The organism is Psychrobacter sp. PG1 (assembly GCF_014897815.1).
Taxonomy (GTDB): Bacteria; Pseudomonadota; Gammaproteobacteria; order Pseudomonadales; family Moraxellaceae; genus Psychrobacter.
The window spans coordinates 36,373-56,277 of the sequence record NZ_JABUZG010000061.1; the positions used below are offsets into that span (position 1 = coordinate 36,373).

Below are 19,905 nucleotides of genomic sequence, written 5' to 3' on the forward strand. Positions count from 1 at the left end.
AATCCCTTTTATCTAAGTCTTATAAACGTGGTTTAATGGGCATGTCTTAAAAGTCGAAAGTCGCTGATACTTTTAGGGCAGTAGGCTCACCGGCATTTAAATACCCAGCACCCGCATAACCACCCACTGATTGCCAATAGTCTTCACCAGTAATATTAGTAACTACTCCTTTTAGCGTCACGTCTTGTCCAGCGAGCATGGTTTTGTAGCGAGCACCTAGATCTAGCGTGGTATAACCGTCAACTTTTAGGCTGTTGGCAGCATCAGCATAACGTGCGCCTGTGTGAATGATATCGCCGGTCACCGTCAATCCTTCAACTGCTGCTAAATCATATTCTAGGTTGACGTTGCTTTGTAGCGTGGGCAGTCCGATGACTCGGTTGCCGTCGAACGTCACATCGCCCGTATCTTTTTGCTCAGCATTTAAGTAAGTAACACCAGCATTGAAACGCATGTTTTCGCTTGGGCTACCAAATACAGTCAATTCCACCCCTTGATGGCGATTTTCTCCAGCAGCGGTAAACGTATTTGAGTCATTGATATAAGCACGCGGCTCATCGGTGCGGAATACCGCCAAACTACTGCCAATCAGACCATTGTCATACTTAACGCCAACCTCAGTCTGCTCACTCACATAAGGGTCTAAATTTTGACCACCATTGGTGACAGCACCACCATTATTAGTCAGAGGTGCTCTTGCGCCTGGCGCTAGACTTTCGATATAGTTACCATAAACAGACCAGTCCATGCTTGGTTGATAGACAATTCCAACGCTTGGTGTCCACTCGCTTTTATCGTAATCAGCCGTTTTAGCCTGAGTGTTAGGATCATAGCTGGTGGTTTTTAAATTCTGATGACGCACACCTAAAGTAGTTTTTAGTTTGTCATCGAACAGTGATATGGTATCGGCTAGCGCAAAGCTTTGGAATTGCTTCTCGTTGGTTAGCTTCGGATCGTCTAAGTTACCACCGAAGATTGCTGTGCTTGTAAAAGGGACCTCAGCGTAGTCGGTGGGATGGTACAAATTGGTCACGGGTTGATTACCAAAATCATAGGCGAAGGCCCCTTTTTCTTCTTGGTCATAGAAATCCGCTGCTAGTACCCAATTATGAGCCACTTCACCTGTTTGCCATTTACCACGCAGACCGAGCTCAGCACTTTGTACCAAATCTTTTCTAGAGTTATCAAAGCGATAAAACGTACCTGCACCATCAACATTGTTGACGGTTAGATTGGCCAGTGAGTTTTCTTCCTCACCACTTCGCACACCGTAAGCACCATAAGCGGTAATATTATCAGTAAAATCATATTCTCCTCGAATGGTACCAAAGACATCTTCTTCATCTGAATACGTCCAAGGCTGCGCCCAATTCTTTGAGCCGTCTGGTGCTTTTGGTACTCTAGAAACACCAGCAAGTGTGACACTAGGGCGGGTCTCTTTGAGTTTGTTGTCTTGCCAGCCCAAATCAGCTGATAATCGATACTGATCGCCTCTATAATCTAGTCCTAACGCTGCCAGACCCAGTGTTGAAGATTCATCATCAATCGCGCTGTCGCCATCTTGATAAGCAGCATTAAAGCGAATGCCAAACGCATCATCAGTACCAAAGCGATCACTGACGTCTACGGCAACTTTGCCTTGATCACCTTGACCATAACCAAGCGTTAGTTGACGTAGTGGGTCATTACTGGCGCGCTTAGGTAATAGGTTAATCGTACCACCGGCATTGCCACCACTGGGCGCTGCGCCATTGAGCATGGCAGATGCCCCGCGCTGAACCTCGACACGCTCGAACAATTCCGTTGCGATATACTGCCTTGGCAATATGCCGTATAGACCGTTATACATGGTGTCATCAGAGGTTGTGACAAAGCCGCGCATAAAGTACGCTTCTTGAAAGTTGCCAAAGCCTCTAGCGACACGAACAGTCGGGTCTTTTTTGAGCAGGTCGCCCACACTTTGGGCTTGTTGATTGCCGATATACTCATTGGTATATGAGGTAGTGGAGAACGGCGTGTCCATGATGTCTTGATTGCCCAAGATTCCGACACGGCTTCCTGTCGCTACTTGACCACCTTCATAGGCATCTGGCAACCCATCGGCTGATGCATCAGCACTACTGGTCACGACAATCTCATCGAGTACCACGCTTGGGGTATCGGATTGAGCGTCAGCACTTAAATCTGCTTGTGCCCACGCGATTTGGCTTGCACCCAGTAGTATTACCGATGTGGACAGACAAGATGAGCACAGTGATTTTAATGACAAGGGATGGCGAGACATATTCAATAGAGTAGGGCGAAATAAAGCAGAGTATAAGCGAGACAGTTGCATGAATATTTCCAGCACATAGATTAAATGCTTATTATAATGATAATCATTTTCATTACAATATATTACTGGATTAAATCTCAATATATTTTTATCGTGTTAAGTGTACGTTTTTGTTAGGAAAAACAGTAAGTCGTCTAAAGTTGATTAATTACACTACGTTGATTAGTCGCGCTACACCAGCAGCAACGATTGTTATTAGCTCAATTTAGAAGTCAGCACAAGTGGTTAGTAAGTGGCTAAATGCCTATTATTTATTAAATGCTTGCTGTTTATAGAAAATACCATTTACAAAAAACATAATGCTTATTGCGCACGCCAATAGACTTTAATGACCATATCCTGACGTGATAGCCCAAGGTTTGTTTTTAGTTGCTGTCGTAATGATTTGATATCCGCTGCTTCCAGCGCGCCCCATACTTTGTCAATTTTGACAGGCAGTCGCGCAAATTGTGTATTTAATAATGTCATTATTTGCTCAGTAATATCAGTTGTTGGGGCATTAACCAGCTGGCACACATTATCTTGCAAAAAATGCGCCTCATGGCGTAGTTGATTACTAAGCGTTAGGGTGTGTAGATAACTGATATCCTCTGGATCATTAGTGATGGCAATGACGAGGGGCGGCAATGGATTCTGCCAGTTTTCCAATAGATTGGCCACCGTAGGCAAGGAGGTTTCATCACAGATGAGTAAGCACTGACCAGTGCTGAGATGTTCTATTTTCTCTGGATATTCACGTACTGTTTTGATTTTACTGCCACAGTCAAGTGCGCGTGCCCAATTGCCTCCTGCCGTGTCGCCATGAATATAAACGTCTATCCACGCTTGGACGGACGAGCTGCTCGAATCTCGCCATGCTTTTCGTAAGGTATAGTAGCGCTGCAAAGGTTTGTCGCTATCTCTTGAATGGTCTTTTGACTGGTGTTTTGTAGCAGATAGACCGTCCGCATCTAGCTCAAACAGATACGCGTAGCCCGGATGAGTGAGTGGTGTACTATCGGGTGCGGTTACCAGCAGTCGATACATATTGGGGCTGGCATAATAGCCATTAATGACCGTAAAACCCTGTTCTTGAAGCTTGATCGTGCGCTTGCCAAGCTTATTGGCAGAGGTTTGCAATAGCGTTATATATTGCTCTTGTAGCGTCATAGAGTCACTAATAGGAACTGTAAAATCGATAAAATATTGACGGCTGAGCTTGCTGCTGTTTGTTAAGGTATCGTTGTCATGATGGGCGGTTGTGACATCCATTAGTATCCCATCAGTATACAGCTCTGTTATCGAGACGATCTCGTGCTCACTCACTGCTGTGGTAGTAAAGGCATTGATAAACATCGCGAGTTCATCTTGATGCTCTTCATTGACATGACTCATAAACTGGGCTTTGTCAGCCATGTCGAGCAGTGTTTTATCGAAATCGTACTGAGTAAGTGGTTGAGCCATAAGATGTCGTCCAAGCCAGAATTCAAATAATTATTCAGCAAAATTTTTATTAATAAATGATTGGCTGCTGATTAAGGGCAAGATGGAAATGTAATAGTTAATAAGCATGAAACATGAAAATGTTAATGATTATTAATATCATCTATATTTTTATTACGATAATATACCATAGGTTAATTTATTTACAATCATAAAAGGACTGGTGTTATCGAATGACTAATAGCTTTCTTGTAATGATTGGCAGTGGTGACTCTTAGACTGTGTATAAACGTTATCGCCCAACCCGTTTTTGCAAGGTTTGATAGCTTACAAAAATGGATTGGGCGAGCTAAAGTCGAACAGTAGAGTGTTAAGGAGCAGGCTGAATGTCTATTTTAAATTCCCATGAGGTCGCAGTCGTCGTTGAGCTATCAGGGTAATTGATTTTATCCAAACGCACTCGGGCATAGCTATTGCCTTCAGCAGATCTAATGAGCGCGCCTTGAGCGCTGTCAACCGCTTTGGCATTTAGTTGATGGGTCATGCCATTGTAGGTATACCAGCCAAAGTCTAGGTTCGGGAAATTACCCGTATAAGCAGGATTGAGATCCGAGCCTTTACTATCAATGACCCAGCTTCTGGCACTCATCGGTTTATCGTACACAGCGGTGTTGGTAAGGTCGGTTAAAGTCGCCGCACTACCATCGGTTATAAACTTGCTGACAATGGGCTCACCTTTATCATCATAATACCCTATTGGTGTTTTTGATAAGAAGCCACCAACTTTGCCTTTATTAGTGCCGATAGCAGAATCGCCACCATTTAAAATGACGCTATTACGCTTAAAGCCAATATGCCAAGTGCTGTTTTTATCGGCGCTACTTTGTCCCGTGGTTAGATCAAAATAGACCCAGTTATCATTGTTTGAGGCATCGATGGTTTGCGTCTGCACCTTGTTCGGTAGCGCCGTATCAATCCAGCGCAGAGTAGGGTAGCCGGAGGTTCCAGCATTATTATAGTAGTTGGTAATCTGCATGGCATAAATAGGCTGCTGGACGCTGCTGTCTGTCATGGCACTGCTATTATCTGTGGTGACAAGGTAGACACGATTGTTCGGGTAGAGCTGATGGTTGTCTTTTAAATTGTATTCAAACCAAGGCTGCGCATCAAAAATACCGCCACTATGGTCTTCATTGTAGTGCATGGTAATATCACGACTGGTATCAGGATCTTGAGTTGCATTGCTATAACGGCTCAAATCTGACCAATCGATTAAACCAAAAACGCCGCCTTTACCTGCGCCAGAATCACCGCTATTTGACCAAAGCTTGACCGAACGCGCTTGATTATCAAACTTGATATCCCACTTATCCTCAGCACACGAGCTTTCAGCTTTGGCATCAAAGTCATAACAGGTTGCAGTATCAGGCGCTAGATTGGTGACTTGCCAAGTAGCCGTTTCGCTAAAGCTGGCACTGCTCACAGGCGGGGTAGTGCCGCCATTTCCGGTATTGCCACTACTCGAGTCATCACTGCCGCCACCGCAGCCAGTCATGCTGAGTGCTAAAATACTGCCACTAAACAGTAATGCCAATTTGGTCGGCTTGGTGTGAACTGCTGGGAGAATGGGGGTCATATCAGCTTCCTTGAAGGTTGTGGTTTCAGATAGAGGGTACAAAATAAGGGTAAAAATAGCGGTACAAATACACTTGCTTTAGAATGATTGTGAATCAAAGGCTTACCAATGGTAGCTGGCGCCAAGTAACCACTCGCGACTATCAATGGGACGGTAGTCACTGGTATCGGTGACATCACGCTGCACATCAAAGATATTATTAATCGCCGCATACAAGCTCAGGTTTGTGGTGGCGTCATAATTGAGCTTGCTATCGAGTGTCCACCAAGACGGTGAATACGCCTGCTCGCTGGTACTAATCAGCTGTTTGGATTCATAATTGAGGCGCGGGATTAGCTGTAATTTATCATTGATTTGATAATCTAGTGCTAGCATCGCTTTGTGATTGGGCTTATAGGTCAGCTCGGTATCGGTCACATTATTATGCGTTTTTAAATAAGCATAGCTGGCTTGCAGTTTGGCGCGCTCGTCCACTTGCCAGTCAATGCCAATATCGCCGCCATAGGTTTTGGCACTATCGACGTTCATATATTTATAAATGGCGATGTTACCGTCGAAGGTAGCGTTGTCCTCGTCGGTCTGAATCAGGTCATCTATCTCGTTATAAAAACCATTAACCGTCAAATTCATGGTGTCGCTCAGCTGACCTTGATAGCCGATCTGGTAACTGGTTGAGGTTTCAGGCTGCAAGTCGGGGTTGCCCATGACTTTATAACCCAAATTGCTATGGTCAAAGACGTAGTAGCGTTCTTTCAGGTTGGGCACGCGATAACCACCGCCAATACTGCTACGAAAGACATGGTCACGACCGCTGGCATCCAAATGGTTGTATTTAAGTGATACTTTCGGCGCCGTATGACCACCAAAGTCTTCATCGTTTTGATAGCGAATACCGCTCAACACTTCCCAGTTATCGCCAATCAGCCAATCATCTTGTAGATACAGCTCACCGACATTACGGCTGACGTCATCGCTGATAAGCTCGCTGACTTGGTTTTTCGTTTGGCTTAACTTGTCTTGCTGAACCTGACCGCCGACTTGGATAAGATGAAGGTGCTTATCGGATAGCAATAGCTCAGGTAAGTCGAGCTGGGCTTGTGCCAACGTCGTACTAATGTCTGTATCACGGGCACTAGTGATGGCTTGCTGCGTTTTAGTATTGGATTCGCTTTGATATTCCTCATGCAGTGCTTGTGCGGACAATCGATAAGTCCTGCTGCGATCATCGACATGCGGCGCGATATCAGCGCGCGCACCGATACTAAAGCGCTGCTTGCTGATGTGTTCATCTCTTTGCTGTGCCAAATAGCGCGGCGCGACATAATAATTAAAACGGCTAATATCGTCTTCTTTATAGTGGCTGGCTTCTAGCCAATATTGAGAATTTTTGACTAGTCGGCTATCGTTATTACTATTGTCGTCCGATATACCTTTACCGTCAGGGCGGTAGCTGAGGCGAGCACTGACTTGTGATTGCTCGCTGGCATCTTTTAATCTGGGCCATGCTTCATGGTCTAAGCTCAAACCATCATTGTCCAGATACGAGCCTGATAGACGCGCGTGAAAGCGCTGGTTTTTATCCAATGCCCCTTCCACGCTGGCTTCTACATAGCGCTTATTGGCATCTAGCTTTTTACCAGATGGATTTTGCTGCCCATTGCTGGCAATCTCGGTGGTGATATGTCCTGTTGCCTCACCAATGGGTTTGGTGATGATATTAATGACGCCGCCCATCGCCGCGCTACCAAACTGCGCTGACGCCGCTCCTTGCACCACCTCTATCTGTTCGATATCCATATTCATATATTGATTCAAGTTTACTGTCGAGCCAGTGCTGGCTGTGATCGGTAAACCATCAATCAACACCAATACTTGATCACCTGTGAAGCCTTGCATGCTGACTTCGTAACCTGTCTTGCCGTGGACTTCACGTAAGTAGACATTGGGCAACAAGGCCAGCGCTTCTTTTAAAGTATGCGCATGGTTGTCATCAAGCTGTTGGCGACTAAGTACTTGCAGGGCAACTGGCGCATCACTCAAGGCGCGCTCAGAGCGAGTCGCCGTTACCACGATAGGGTCTAAACGTGTGCTCGGCATGGCTGCATCGTCGGTCATATCACCGTTAGTCTCTGCGAAAATTGGTGCTGCTTGGACTGAAACTGACGTAAATGCAAACAATGCTAATGCCACACTTATGGCTAATGGGCTACGACGCAGTAGTGAGGGATGGGTGTTTAGTCCCGTATGAGTCAACGATAAATCAAACGCTAAAATTGACATAAATAAAACAGCCATCGTAAAAAGAGAAAGTAAGAAAGTCGCGTTGCTTAAAGACCTTTTGCTACAAAAAGAGCGATCTAAAGCGACCTTTTCATAGTATTAATTATTAAAGGTTTGGTTACTTGATTCACTAGATTAAGCAACAAAGACTAGACATAGTATTTCAAACGATAATAATTATCAAGATGTAAATGATAATTATTATTATTTACAAAGTGGAAAAATGTTGCCATAATGATTTCGCCCGAAGCCTAGAGACAAAATTATAAATGATGAATTAAAAGCGATAATTGCTAAAAGTCTGTTTGATAAATACATCATTGCAAGCATTGTAGTACAGCAGGCATTATTTTTATCAAATATCAATCATAGTCATCGTCGCTGCTATTTTCTAAAGATATTCATATCTCAATACTATATAGCCAAGATCATTGGCTTTTTTACTGCTATTCATTTTATGGAGACCATCATGAGTCAACCGTTATCATTAACCAAAAAAAATACTGAGCTGTGGCAACAGTACCAAGCATTAAAAGCAAAAACACCGATGCTATTTCCCACAGAAGGAGCAGCTGCATTAGGTATCAGCGAGTTTGAACTGATGTTAGCATCCCCTTATAGTCAGTATATGGGTGATCAGTGCAAAGCTGTATTAAAGCAATTTGAGAACTTTGGTGACATGGAAAGCATCGTCAGAAACGAGTTGGCCGTGCATGAAAAAACCGCGCCATATCATAATCTTAAGCTTGGCGAAAAGATGGGATTGGCACTCAATGTGGGTGGTCTAGATTTGCGATTCTTTATGTGGCAATGGCAGCATATGTTAGCGGTAACGGATACCAGCCGCGCCGATAAGCCCTCTTATAGTATTCAGTTTTATAACGCGCAAGGCGGTGCGATTGATAAAGTATATCTACGAGAGTTAAGTGCTGAAACTATCGCGCGTTGGCAAGCGATGATTCAGGAGCAGCAGCAAACGGTGAATAATGAGACGCTGACGTTAGAGGCACAAGAACCACTGAATGACTGGCGTTACAAGGCATTAAGTGAAGAGGAGCGCGCGAAGCTACAACAAGGCTGGCAGGCGATGACAGATGTGCATCAATTCCATTCATTATTAAAAAATCTCGATATCGATCGTGCTAGCAGCTACCGTCAAGCACCAGAGCAGATGACGCAGCAGCTTGATATTAGCGCGGTCGAAGCGGTATTTGAGCAAGCGCGTGATGCCAAATGTCCGATTATGATATTTGTCGGTAATAGTGGTCTGGTGCAGATTCAGACTGGCACCGTGCAGACGCTCAAGCGCATGGGCGATTGGTTTAATATTTTAGATAAAGACCATAATGACTTTACGCTGCATTTAAAAGACAAAGCATTGGCGCAAGTGTGGAGCGTTAAGCGCCCAACCAAAGACGGTATCGTGACTTGCATCGAAGGTTTTGATGGTCACGGCGTCAGTATCTTTAGTGTGTTCGGTCAGCGTATTGAAGGCACGCCTGAGCTTGAAGCATGGCAGCAAATTGTATCAAAGGTCATCGAAGCGCATTCATATGCAGAAGCCTTAGCACCAGTGGTTATGGCTGAAGAAGAGAGCGTGTAAATCCGCCATAAAAAATCAGCAAATTTTGCGATATTGACACTCACATAACGGATAAGCCATAGCTGTTGTGTGAGTTATTTGGGATGCTTAATACACGTTAATGGTTCTGTTAATAGTGTCATTTTTTACGTTAGCAAATTAGGAATGCTTATGTCTTCTGCATTATCAAAAACAGTAATAACTCACGCAGTGATAAATAAAAAATTGATGAGTCGTGCTATCAGTACTGCGGCTATTATTGGCGCATTTGCCGTGCCCTCACTTTCTGCCCAAGCTTATGATCGTATTGTCGCCATGAGTCCAGATGTTGCAGACGTCGTGGTGGCACTAGGAGCGATTAATAAGCTGGTTGGTAAAGATGCAACCAATCATAATCCAGCGTTAAAGAATGTACCAGCCGTGGGTATGCACCGTAATATCACTGCCGAGTCAGTGTTGGCGGTCAAGCCAGATTTGGTGCTCGGTAGTTATATGGTGCAGCCTGCGAGTATTTATCAGCGCTTAAATGGTCTAAAGATTAAAGCCGTCAATGTCGCGCCCAAAGAAGAAATAAACACCTTTGCCAATAGTATTAAATCTATCGGCAGTTACGTTGATAAAAAAGCTGAAGGGTCGCAGCTTGCGAAGCGTTGGAATACAGGGATGAGTCCAATGGCAAAGACGGGTAAGCGTTATTTATTAAGTTACGATGGTCGTATCGTTGCAGGTAAAGGCACGGTAGGCGACGAGTTGATTCGCCGAGCTGGTGGGATTAACGCTGCAAACGTATCGGGGTTAAAACCTATGTCCCGTGAAGGCTGGCTGGCCGCCAAGCCCGATGTGATTATTATTGCCGATCATAATCAGGCAGTGGTTGGCGGGGTCAGTAAATTTAGTAAACGTCCAGAGATTGCAGCAAGTGACGCAGGCAAGAAGGGCGGCGTACATTTTTGGCCAGCAGATGATTTTCTGCGCTATGGCTTGCATTCGCCTGACGTCTTAAAAAAGCTGAACGCTGTAGCAAAATAGCCTAAGCAAAAATAATTTATCTCATATTCAACAAAATGACATCTCACATGGCAAATACGATTTCTGCTTCTATCCCTACACAAACTAGAAAACATAAACATAGCCTCTACTATATTGCTGCCGCTGTCGCATCTGTATTGCTAATTTGGTTGGCGCTTGGTATTGGCTTTGGTGAATGGTCAATTCCCAATTATCTTGATGACACCATTTGGCAGCTGCGTTATCCGCGTGTGGTGACGGCATTACTGGTTGGTATGGCGTTGTCAGTTAGTGGTGCAGCATTACAGGCTTTATTTGAGAATCCTTTAGCAGACCCAAGTTTAATCGGTACGTCAGGTGGCGCAGCGCTTGGTGTTGTTTTGGTTCTGGCATTGGGCTTTGGTGGCATTGGGATACCGCTTGCAGCGTTTACCGGAAGCGTATTGGTGTGCTTGTTTATTCTCGCTTGTCATCGATTTTTGGGCGGTGGGCAGATGGGCTTGCTGATATTGGGATTTGTCATCAGTGCTTTTTGTGCGGCGGTGGTCAGCCTGATTTTATTCATGTCTGATGACATGGTGCTGCGTTCCGCGACCAATTGGCTGTCAGGCAGTATGGCGGAAGCGGGCTTTGTACCGCTGCGTTATTCGATTGTCTCTATGTTATTGGGGTTGGCGATTTTATTACCGTTAGGTCGCCAGTTGGACGGGTTGATGCTCGGTGAGGCAGCCGCTAAGTCCTTGGGTATCAAGGTGGGTGTGGTTCGTTGTTTGGTCGTGATTGCCTCGGCATTATTAACAGGGGCAGCGGTGTCTTTAGCAGGCGTCATAGGTTTTATTGGCATGATGGTGCCAAACCTGTTGGCTATTCTATTTGGCGGCGGACGTATGCGTCTCATGATTTGGTCTGGCTGGCTTGGCGCGATATTATTACTCGTCATTGATGGCGCGGCACGGCATGTTGCTTATCCAGTGGATGTGCCTGTTGGCATCGTTTTAGCGTTGCTTGGTGGTCCATTCTTTATTTGGCTGTTTGTACGTAGTAGCCGCCGTTAATTGGAGAGAGTGTTTATGTTTCATTCATTTTTTACGGCTACATCAAAGACATCATTAGCGAGTCGAGACAGTCGTATAAATAGTAGTGATATCAAGAGTAGTGATGCAGGCGAGTTGTTGTCGATGCAAGATATTCATATCTCGCATGGTCATAAAACATTGTTAAAGATAGACAAACTAACCGTGCCAAGCCAAAAGCTGGTCGCCTTTATCGGACCAAATGGCGCGGGTAAAAGCACGTTGCTGCATACGGTTTTAGGTCAGCATACGGGAGCCGCGCTTAAAACAGATGGTCACATTACGATTTACGGTCAGGCGATCAACGAGGTCATGAATGATGGTCATATCGCTTGGGTTGGACAACATGAGCGTTTTGAGCTGCCGTTAACGGTATTGGATTATGCGCTGTTAGGAGTCTCGCCAAATCTTGCATGGTATCAGCGCCCAAATAGCTATCATGTTGAGCGCGCGCAACGTTTACTACAGGATTTTGAGTTATCAAGTTTGGTCAGTGCCCGCGTGCAAACCTTATCAGGCGGTGAAAAACAGCGCTTGGCTATCGTAAGGGCACTGATGCAAGACACTAAAATCATGATGTTTGATGAGCCGACCAATCATCTTGATATTCGCCATCAGCGTTTCTTACTTAATTACTTGCATAATTTGGTACGACAGCAGCGCAAAAGTATCTTGGTTGTGTTGCATGATTTGACCCATGCGCATTGCTATACTGATGAAGTGGTGCTATTAAGCGGTGGACAAATTGTTGCACAAGGAACGCCTAGTGAAGTGATGACACGCTCGCAATTAAGCGATGTTTATGATGTTGATATTAAGGTGCATCAAACTGAAGATGGTTTGGTGTTTATATGATTCTGAGCACTTGAACGATTATTTTGACTTTACAATAGGCATTTGATGATCAACTTGGCTTTTTAATTTGTATATATCGCACTGATTTATTCGGCAGTAAAAACCCCTTCATGCTATATAAATAATAGCATGAAGGGGTTTTTTTACATCTTAACTATTGTAGTGAATCAAATACTCTTAATATAACCATGCAAAATATAACTATACTAACAGGATGATTTTCAGTTAATAAATGATTTTAAACCTAAAAAATGTTGCAGTAAACTCGCATAACGATCGGATTTAGTAGAAACTGTAAACCACTAGGTATTTGTTCTGAACGGGAGAAACTCATTGCGCGCTATTCCTTATAAACTGATTGTTAGCGCACTACTGATCATCATTGTTGCGGGCTTTTTTGCCTTTCGCTGGTGGCAAGGACCACTATTACCAAGCTATAGAATATCTTCGATGCCTTTGGTGCAGACGGTCGTAGCGACTGGACGGGTCGTTGCCGTATCGAATACTGACATTGGTAGCGAGATATCAGGTGTCGTATTAGAACGACGGGTAGCAGAAGGCGAACAAGTCGCTGCAGGAGATTTATTGTTGGTACTAAGCTCCGATGACGTTGCAGCCCAAGTGCGGCAAGCAGAAGCCGAGTTGGCGGAATTGATTAGTAGCACTCGTCCACAGGCAGCAGTAGATTTGGCAAATGCCGAAGTAGCGTTGGCGCAAGCTGACCGTAATGTCGAGCGTAGGCGCGAATTGGCTGCTATCTCGGCCATCTCTGATGAGGAAATGGAGCAAGCGATTCAAGCCCAAGCCCAAGCACGCAATGACCTTGAAAATGCACGCCTGAGAGCGAATGCACTCTCCTCTGGTGGTGTTGAAGAAGATTTATTACGTGCTCGTATCGCAGCATTGCAGGCTCAGCTCAATAAAGCGCAAGTACGTAGCAAAGTATCAGGCACTATTCTAACCCGAAATGTAGAAATAGGCGATTTGGTACAGCCAGGTCAGAGCTTGTTTACTATTGCCCTCGATGGTAAGACTGAAATAAGAGTACCGCTTGATGAACGTAATTTATCTCGGTTGGCTTTGCAGCAACCAGCTGTCGCTATTGCCGATGCCTATCCAGATAAACCGTTCCCCGTACGTATTAGTTTCATTGCACCAAGTATAGATCCGCAACGCGGTACGGTAGAAGTGAGATTGTCCGTCGATCCTGTACCTGATTTTTTGCGTCAAGACATGACAGTATCAGTGAATATCGAAACGGATCAACGCGCAAAAGCCTTAGTCATTCCTAATGATGCACTAGCCAATGTTAAAGAAGACAGCGCCGAAGTATTATTATTGCGTGATGGTCAAGTCCAGCGCCAGCGAGTAAGATTGGGATTGCGCGGGCTATCAGCTTCAGAGGTGCTCTCAGGACTGAGCGCAGGTGATGAGATATTGGTTGATGCGACAGTCTCACTGGCTGATGGAAAAAGAGTGAGAACCGCGCTTCAAGCAGCACCTTTTGCCGCTCCTGATGCTGACAAGATAACGACGGTAAGTGATAAGAGCCAAGCAGCGGAGACAGTCAATTGACGGCTTTTTTCGGTAGACTATGGATTGATGCCACTATTGCCATCAGTTTTTTACGCGAGGGACGCATACAGTCGTTGATGATTACTCTGGGAGTAGCGATAGGTGTTGCCGTTATTATATTTATCACCGCACTCATCCAAGGATTACAGACTAACCTTATTGAAAGCACCCTTGGCAGTCAGGCACATATTCGCTTAGTAGCGCCAGATGAAGTCAACCTAATAGTGCCGTATGCTGATGATAAGCTGCAACTGATACAAGAAGACAAGCGTCCACAGCGGCTACGTTCTATTAATAATTGGCAGCAAATCACTAACACGCTAGATCAACTGCCCTTATTGACTTCTGTATCGCCAAACGTGTCTGGTCCAGGGTTCGTCCGGCGTGGTGAGGCATTAGAGTCGGTAATACTAGTAGGTACTGACTTGGCACGCTATCAGAACATTATTCCACTTGATGAATACTTAATCAGTGGTGAGCTGCGAGTGGGCGCAGATAATGTATTGATTGGTAGTGAACTGGCTAAAGATTTGGGTGTAGAGGTCGGCAGCAAATTACGTTTGGATACGGGTCAAGACGATGGCGATAGTATTCCCAGTAATAATCTGAGCAACAACCTTGGTAGCAACCTTAGTAACAACAGCGCTGTAGTCAATATCGCTGGTATATTTGAGCTCGGCGTACGAGAGCTTGATGCACGCTACGTCTATCTAGACTTAAAACAAGCACAGTCATTACTCAACCTACCGGGCGGTATCACAGTCATTGATTTGACGGTTGAAGATATCTTTGAGGCGGAGGAAATCGCTGCACAAGTGGGTCGTTTGACCTCATTGCAAGCAGAAAGCTGGATTGAAACCAACGCCCAACTGTTGAGTGGTCTCACCGCTCAAAGTTTATCTAGCAATATGATTGTTGTTTTTGTGGCGATCTCAGTAGCTTTTGGCATTGCCAGTGTGCTGTCGGTCAGTGTGGTTCAGCGTACGCGCGAGATTGGTATCTTACGAGCCATGGGTGCAACTCGTCAGCAGATTTTACGCATATTCTTAATTCAAGGGGCTATATTTGGCTTGCTAGGCTCGATTGTCGGTAGTGGTGTCAGCTATGTATTGGTCTGGTCTTTTAATACTTTTGGGCCCGACATATTTACAATTCCCATATCGATAAACCTGATCTTAGTGACTATGTCGTTAGCCACGCTCACCGGTGTGATAGCAGCTGCTATTCCAGCGCGGCGCGCAGCAGCACTTGATCCAGTAGTGGCTATTCGTTATGTCTAATCATGATTCTAGCGACACTTTTAATAATGACTTTAACAGTGACTTTAACAATGTTTCTGCCAATCCTTTTAATAAGACGTCAACTCCTATGTCCAGTCAATCTCACGAAGTTCTGCGTTTAGAGGCACTAAAAAAGTCTTATAACATCGGTCAACCTAATGAGATTGAGGTGCTTCACGGTATTGACTTAACCATCAGCACTAACGACTTTGCCGCCCTGATTGGTCCTTCTGGTTCAGGTAAAAGCACTTTGCTAAATGTACTAGGGTTACTAGATCAGCCAACCAGCGGTGAGCTATATCTGTTGGGTCAAGCGACCAGTGCTATGAATGATGCTAGTCGCACCGCTTTACGTGGCAGTAGTATTGGCTTTGTCTTTCAGTTTCATCATCTGATTCAAGCGTTTAGCGCATTAGACAATATCTTAATGCCGCTGACATTGACAAGGGGTCGTCCAAATAAGCTTGCTATCCAAAAAGCGCGCGAGCTACTGGCAGCGGTTGGGTTAGAGCGCTTTGCTGACAGTAAACCTAACGAGCTATCAGGTGGCCAGCAACAGCGTGTTGCGATTGCACGTGCCTTGATAACTGAACCGGCATTGCTATTGGCTGATGAACCTACAGGTAATCTGGATACCGTGACGGCTGGAGAAGTGTTTGAGCTGTTCCGCAAAGTCAATCAGGAACGTGATTGCGCGGTATTGTTGGTTACCCATGATCCACGCTTGTCAGCATCTTGTGATCGAACGATTAATTTGGTTGATGGTCGTATTGATAGTGATAGTTTAAATAATCAAAAAATATCGTAGTGATAATAAAAGTCATATTGGCGGATTACTTATCTGCTTAACAAAGATTTCTATCAATACCGCCGTCAATATAGTCATTCCACTATAAAAGCATTACAGCGTTAGCCTCGCTTGAAGTATTTAATATACATCTACACTCGGTTGCCTTGTACTACTTTTAAATTGAATCGACTATAGTGACATCAATAAAGGTAGCGGCTTCGATTGTATGAAATCTCATGTAAAACAACCGATAATCACAAACCCTTTTTTATAAAAAATTAAGGTAAAAGCTAAATATATCTATATTTCTAGGTCAATGTATCCGTGTCATCACCTTTAGAGCCATATTCATTCAAAATGATTTTGTTATCTATTGTTAAATACCAGTAGATGCTATGTATAATGCAGCACTAGCATAGCTTTCACTCAGTATGGCTTTCACTCATATGCCTTTAATAAGAAGATTACATTATGTCAAACAAGCGTCCTTTATATATTCCCGTTGCAGGCCCCGCTCTTTTAGAGACTCCTTTACTAAATAAAGGCAGTGCTTTTTCATCAGAAGAGCGTGATAGCTTTAATTTAACTGGGCTATTACCTCATAATATTGAGACAATTGAAGAGCAGTCACTACGCGCTTATCATCAATTGCGCTCATTCACTAATGATATGGATAAGCATATTTACTTGCGTAACATCCAAGATACCAATGAAACCTTATTTCACCATCTAATTGAGCAGCATATTGAGGAAGTCATGCCGCTCATTTATACGCCAACTGTGGGTCAAGCATGTGAAAAATTCTCGCAAATTTATCGCCGTAAACGCGGTTTGTTTATCTCATATCCTGAGCGCCATAAAATCGATGACATGCTGCAAAATGCCACCAAGCAAAACGTCAAAGTGATCGTTGTCACTGACGGCGAACGTATATTAGGTCTAGGGGATCAAGGCATTGGTGGTATGGGAATTCCCATTGGTAAATTGGCTTTGTATACCGCTTGTGGTGGTATTAGCCCTGCTTATTGCTTACCAATTTTGTTGGATGTTGGTACCAATAATCAACAGCTACTTGACGATCCTATGTACATGGGCTGGAGAAACCCACGCATTTCTGGTGATGAGTATAATGAGTTTGTCGACTTGTTTATTCAAGCCGTTAAACGTCGTTGGCCAGAGGCATTATTACAATTTGAAGATTTTGCCCAAGAGAATGCGACACCATTATTGAATAAATATCGTGACCAATTATGCTGCTTCAATGATGACATTCAGGGTACTGCTGCGGTTTCAGTCGGTACCTTGATTGCAGCGTGCTTGAATAAAGGTCAGAAGCTTAGCCAACAAAAAATAGCATTTTTAGGCGCAGGGTCTGCTGGTTGCGGTATTGCTGAGCATATTATTCGCCAAATGCAGCGTGAAGGGTTAACGGAGTCGCAGGCTCGCAGCCAAGTATTTATGGTTGACCGCTATGGCCTGCTTACTGATAACATGACGGAGCTACAAAAATTCCAAGAACCGTTAGTACAAAAAGAATCTGCTATTGAAAGCTGGGATAAAAGTAAAAAGCTCGGTTTAGCGCAAGTGGTTAAACAAGCAAAAATAACTGTATTGTTTGGTGTCAGTGGGCAAAAAGGTCTGTTCACCCAAGAGGTGATCGAATCCTTGTGTGTTAATACTGAGCATCCTATTGTATTACCACTTTCAAACCCCACGTCTCGTGTGGAAGCAACACCGCAAGAAGTGACTAATTGGAGCAAGGGTAAGGCAATTGTTGCAACAGGTAGCCCTTTCTCTCATACCACTTTTGAAGGTCAGTCTTTCGAGGTTTCTCAGTGTAATAACAGCTATATTTTCCCCGGTATTGGTCTGGGTGTTTTAGCAGCACGGGCGACGGGTATCAGCGATAATATGCTCATGGCGGCAAGCCAAGCCCTTGCAGATATATCAATGGAATACGAAAAAGCACCTGGTGCCATACTACCGCCGATTAAAGTTATCAGAGAGATCAGTGAAAAAATAGCGTATGCAGTGGCATTGCAAGCGGCTCAAGATAAGCTCGCACTACCTATCACAGCGGAGAATTTACAACGTCGATTAAAAGCGAATTTTTGGTTGCCTGAATATCGTAATTATCGCCGTACTTCTTTCTAATGTTAGAAATTAGATATAACAAATTCTAATATTAGGCACATTATCTAAGTAAAATATTAAATGAAAAAAGGTTGCTAACGCTATATTACATATAGTGTTGGCAACCTTTTTTACTGCTATGCAATCTATTAGTTTAGCAAGTTTACTTTTACCGGTTTTTCAGCACAGCTCAATGATTGTTTTTTATTAAATTCTAGACAACAAAAAACCCTTACAAGCAAATGCCTGTAAGGGTTTGAATTTGGTGGGCCCAGTAGGACTTGAACCTACGACCAAAGGATTATGAGTCCTCTGCTCTAACCAACTGAGCTATGGGCCCTAACGCTAGACGGACAATGATACCTGAATTTTTTAATTTTTCAAGTAAAAGATAGATAGTAATCAAGATATTTTTTATGATGCTCTACTTTTCTATCAAATATGACCATCAGCCAATGTCAGGCTGCGACCACCATCAACAGTAATAATCTCAGCAGTAATATAATTGGCCTGTACGAGGTACAACACATGATGGGCAATCTCGTCAGGTCGACCTATACGCTGCATAGGAATTGAGTCAATGATATCGCGCTGCTGCATCTTTTTAAATTTTCTTAACATTGGTTTCGTACTTGCAAGTGCTCAATTCTGGCTTGTCGTAATGCCGCACCAATCGCAGGGCCTGTTAGTGCTGAGTCAATATCCTGCATACTAATGGCATGAAAGCTATTCAATGCTATCATCATCTGACGGTGCTGTGTTGCCAATTGCAACACGTGACTGGTCACTAATAGCTGCGATAACTTATCAGGCTCTTTATGAGCGCCGCAAGTTTGTGTGAGGTCAATTTTTTCAGCCGCGCTTAAATGGTTTATTGTGCTTAGCTTTGTGGCTTGCTGAGTGAAGAGAGTCGAAAATTGAGTGTGTGCCTTTGGTACCTTAGCGGCGTTGCCTATATCATTGATACCTTTTGTATTGGCTGCTTTATTCACGTTTTCATTTGTATGTTCTGAGGTAAATAAAAATGAATTAAGGCTACTCATTAATAGTGCCCAGCGCTGTGATAGATTCAATTGCATTTGCCCTGCGAAATATAGCGCAGTCTGTACCGTTTCACGTATCTGAGTATTAGCCCAAGCTTCATGTAGTGGGGCAAAATATTCTATGAGCGCACCAATCTCAAACAGTTGTTGCCAGTATACCTGCGGCGATAGCTGCATGGTTGCACGGCTAGATTCTTGCCAAATGCGCTCTGCACTTAAATGCGCAAGCTCTCCAGAGTCAACCAATTGGCGCATCAACGTCAAAGTTTCATCAGCAATGACAAAACCTAGATCATAATAACGGCTATAGAAGCGAGCGGTCCGAAGCACTCGTAGAGGGTCTTCGCTAAATGCACCTGATACATGACGCAAGGTTTTGCTTTCTATATCAGCCATGCCACCATAATAGTCAATGACGTCACCGTTGATTGGCGTATCATCAGTTAAGCTGGTGACTTCTATCGCCATGGCATTAATCGTCAAGTCTCGACGTTGTAGATCCTCTTTTAAGCTGACATCAGGACTGGCATGTACGCTAAAGCCTTTATACCCCAAGCCTTCTTTGCGTTCAGTGCGTGCCAATGCGTATTCTTCATGGCTACTAGGATGCAAAAATACAGGGAAATCTGCACCCACTTGCTGGAACCCTGCATCAAGCATTTCTGCAACAGTTGCACCAACGACGACAAAATCTTTATCTTTAATAGGACGTGCTAACAGTTGATCGCGTACCGCGCCGCCGACAAGGTAAATTTGCATGAATGCCTCTATCTTTTATTTTTATTGAGCAAGTGATGACTGATACTGAATAAGGCTACGTTGCGTCTTAGCCAATGTATAACAAGCAAAAAAAACCAGACAACGCTGTTTAATAGCATTGACTGGTTTTAGTA

14 protein-coding genes and 1 tRNA gene are annotated in these 19,905 nt (G+C 44.1%); 8 read left to right on the top strand and 7 right to left on the bottom strand.

Features of this window, described 5'->3' with window-relative positions; translation table 11 throughout:
- Nucleotides 1-46: 46 nt before the first annotated feature.
- From INT03_RS09800 to INT03_RS09815, 4 genes are all read right to left on the bottom strand, one after another.
- Nucleotides 47-2,335 carry a TonB-dependent receptor gene (locus INT03_RS09800; RefSeq protein WP_193008806.1) on the bottom strand — a complete coding sequence of 763 codons (2,289 nt, stop codon included), beginning with the start codon at nucleotides 2,333-2,335 and terminating at the stop codon, nucleotides 47-49.
- 303 nt (nucleotides 2,336-2,638) lie between these two features.
- Nucleotides 2,639-3,778 (bottom strand): siderophore-interacting protein, encoded by a 1,140-nt coding sequence (locus INT03_RS09805; RefSeq protein WP_193008807.1) that lies wholly within the window; start codon nucleotides 3,776-3,778, stop codon nucleotides 2,639-2,641.
- Nucleotides 3,779-4,127: 349 nt separating this feature from the next.
- A complete protein-coding gene (locus tag INT03_RS09810) occupies nucleotides 4,128-5,393 on the bottom strand; it encodes an HmuY family protein (protein ID WP_193008808.1) in 1,266 nt (421 codons plus the stop codon).
- A gap of 102 nt (nucleotides 5,394-5,495) precedes the next feature.
- Nucleotides 5,496-7,673: a TonB-dependent receptor plug domain-containing protein gene (locus tag INT03_RS09815; RefSeq protein ID WP_193008809.1), complete on the bottom strand. Its 2,178-nt coding sequence runs from the start codon at nucleotides 7,671-7,673 to the stop codon at nucleotides 5,496-5,498.
- 469 nt (nucleotides 7,674-8,142) lie between these two features.
- Here INT03_RS09815 and INT03_RS09820 point away from each other — a divergent pair, with 469 nt between their 5' ends.
- The 8 genes from INT03_RS09820 (at nucleotide 8,143) to INT03_RS09855 (ending at nucleotide 17,990) form a co-directional block, all read left to right on the top strand.
- Nucleotides 8,143-9,276: a ChuX/HutX family heme-like substrate-binding protein gene (locus INT03_RS09820; RefSeq protein WP_193008810.1), complete on the top strand. Its 1,134-nt coding sequence runs from the start codon at nucleotides 8,143-8,145 to the stop codon at nucleotides 9,274-9,276.
- 150 nt (nucleotides 9,277-9,426) lie between these two features.
- A complete protein-coding gene (locus INT03_RS09825) occupies nucleotides 9,427-10,284 on the top strand; it encodes a heme/hemin ABC transporter substrate-binding protein (protein ID WP_226950306.1) in 858 nt (285 codons plus the stop codon).
- A gap of 47 nt (nucleotides 10,285-10,331) precedes the next feature.
- Nucleotides 10,332-11,318, top strand: a complete 987-nt coding sequence (locus tag INT03_RS09830) for a FecCD family ABC transporter permease (RefSeq protein WP_226950307.1) — start codon at nucleotides 10,332-10,334, stop codon at nucleotides 11,316-11,318.
- Nucleotides 11,319-11,333: 15 nt separating this feature from the next.
- Complete coding sequence (locus INT03_RS09835; protein WP_193008811.1) at nucleotides 11,334-12,191, top strand: ABC transporter ATP-binding protein; 858 nt, start codon at nucleotides 11,334-11,336, stop codon at nucleotides 12,189-12,191.
- A gap of 333 nt (nucleotides 12,192-12,524) precedes the next feature.
- A complete protein-coding gene (locus tag INT03_RS09840; protein ID WP_193008812.1) occupies nucleotides 12,525-13,766 on the top strand; it encodes an efflux RND transporter periplasmic adaptor subunit in 1,242 nt (413 codons plus the stop codon).
- A complete protein-coding gene (locus INT03_RS09845; RefSeq protein ID WP_226950308.1) occupies nucleotides 13,763-15,046 on the top strand; it encodes an ABC transporter permease in 1,284 nt (427 codons plus the stop codon). The genes INT03_RS09840 and INT03_RS09845 overlap by 4 nt, the downstream gene beginning before the upstream one ends.
- Before the next feature lie 88 nt (nucleotides 15,047-15,134).
- Nucleotides 15,135-15,854 carry an ABC transporter ATP-binding protein gene (locus INT03_RS09850; protein WP_193008833.1) on the top strand — a complete coding sequence of 240 codons (720 nt, stop codon included), beginning with the start codon at nucleotides 15,135-15,137 and terminating at the stop codon, nucleotides 15,852-15,854.
- 453 nt (nucleotides 15,855-16,307) lie between these two features.
- Nucleotides 16,308-17,990, top strand: a complete 1,683-nt coding sequence (locus INT03_RS09855; protein ID WP_193008813.1) for an NAD-dependent malic enzyme — start codon at nucleotides 16,308-16,310, stop codon at nucleotides 17,988-17,990.
- A gap of 242 nt (nucleotides 17,991-18,232) precedes the next feature.
- On the opposite strand, the gene INT03_RS09860 is transcribed toward INT03_RS09855, so the two are convergent.
- The 3 genes from INT03_RS09860 to INT03_RS09870 all read right to left on the bottom strand — a co-directional run bounded on the left by INT03_RS09860 (nucleotide 18,233) and on the right by INT03_RS09870 (nucleotide 19,771).
- Nucleotides 18,233-18,309: transfer RNA gene (locus INT03_RS09860), tRNA-Ile, on the bottom strand.
- Between the two features lie 95 nt (nucleotides 18,310-18,404).
- Nucleotides 18,405-18,590, bottom strand: a complete 186-nt coding sequence (locus INT03_RS09865) for an SDR family oxidoreductase (protein ID WP_193008814.1) — start codon at nucleotides 18,588-18,590, stop codon at nucleotides 18,405-18,407.
- Nucleotides 18,584-19,771, bottom strand: coding sequence for a tRNA nucleotidyltransferase (locus INT03_RS09870; protein ID WP_193008815.1), 1,188 nt, complete (start codon nucleotides 19,769-19,771; stop codon nucleotides 18,584-18,586). The genes INT03_RS09865 and INT03_RS09870 overlap by 7 nt, the downstream gene beginning before the upstream one ends.
- Nucleotides 19,772-19,905 lie beyond the last annotated feature (134 nt).

Bases quoted from the DNA above. Each gene is read 5' to 3' on its own strand.
- INT03_RS09800 (WP_193008806.1), bottom strand. From the start codon at position 2,335: ATGCAACTGTCTCGCTTATACTCTGCTTTATTTCGCCCTACTCTATTG.
- INT03_RS09805 (WP_193008807.1), bottom strand. From the start codon at position 3,778: ATGGCTCAACCACTTACTCAGTACGATTTCGATAAAACACTGCTCGAC.
- INT03_RS09810 (WP_193008808.1), bottom strand. From the start codon at position 5,393: ATGACCCCCATTCTCCCAGCAGTTCACACCAAGCCGACCAAATTGGCA.
- INT03_RS09815 (WP_193008809.1), bottom strand. From the start codon at position 7,673: ATGTCAATTTTAGCGTTTGATTTATCGTTGACTCATACGGGACTAAAC.
- INT03_RS09820 (WP_193008810.1), top strand. From the start codon at position 8,143: ATGAGTCAACCGTTATCATTAACCAAAAAAAATACTGAGCTGTGGCAA.
- INT03_RS09825 (WP_226950306.1), top strand. From the start codon at position 9,427: ATGTCTTCTGCATTATCAAAAACAGTAATAACTCACGCAGTGATAAAT.
- INT03_RS09830 (WP_226950307.1), top strand. From the start codon at position 10,332: ATGGCAAATACGATTTCTGCTTCTATCCCTACACAAACTAGAAAACAT.
- INT03_RS09835 (WP_193008811.1), top strand. From the start codon at position 11,334: ATGTTTCATTCATTTTTTACGGCTACATCAAAGACATCATTAGCGAGT.
- INT03_RS09850 (WP_193008833.1), top strand. From the start codon at position 15,135: ATGTCCAGTCAATCTCACGAAGTTCTGCGTTTAGAGGCACTAAAAAAG.
- INT03_RS09855 (WP_193008813.1), top strand. From the start codon at position 16,308: ATGTCAAACAAGCGTCCTTTATATATTCCCGTTGCAGGCCCCGCTCTT.
- INT03_RS09865 (WP_193008814.1), bottom strand. From the start codon at position 18,590: ATGTTAAGAAAATTTAAAAAGATGCAGCAGCGCGATATCATTGACTCA.
- INT03_RS09870 (WP_193008815.1), bottom strand. From the start codon at position 19,771: ATGCAAATTTACCTTGTCGGCGGCGCGGTACGCGATCAACTGTTAGCA.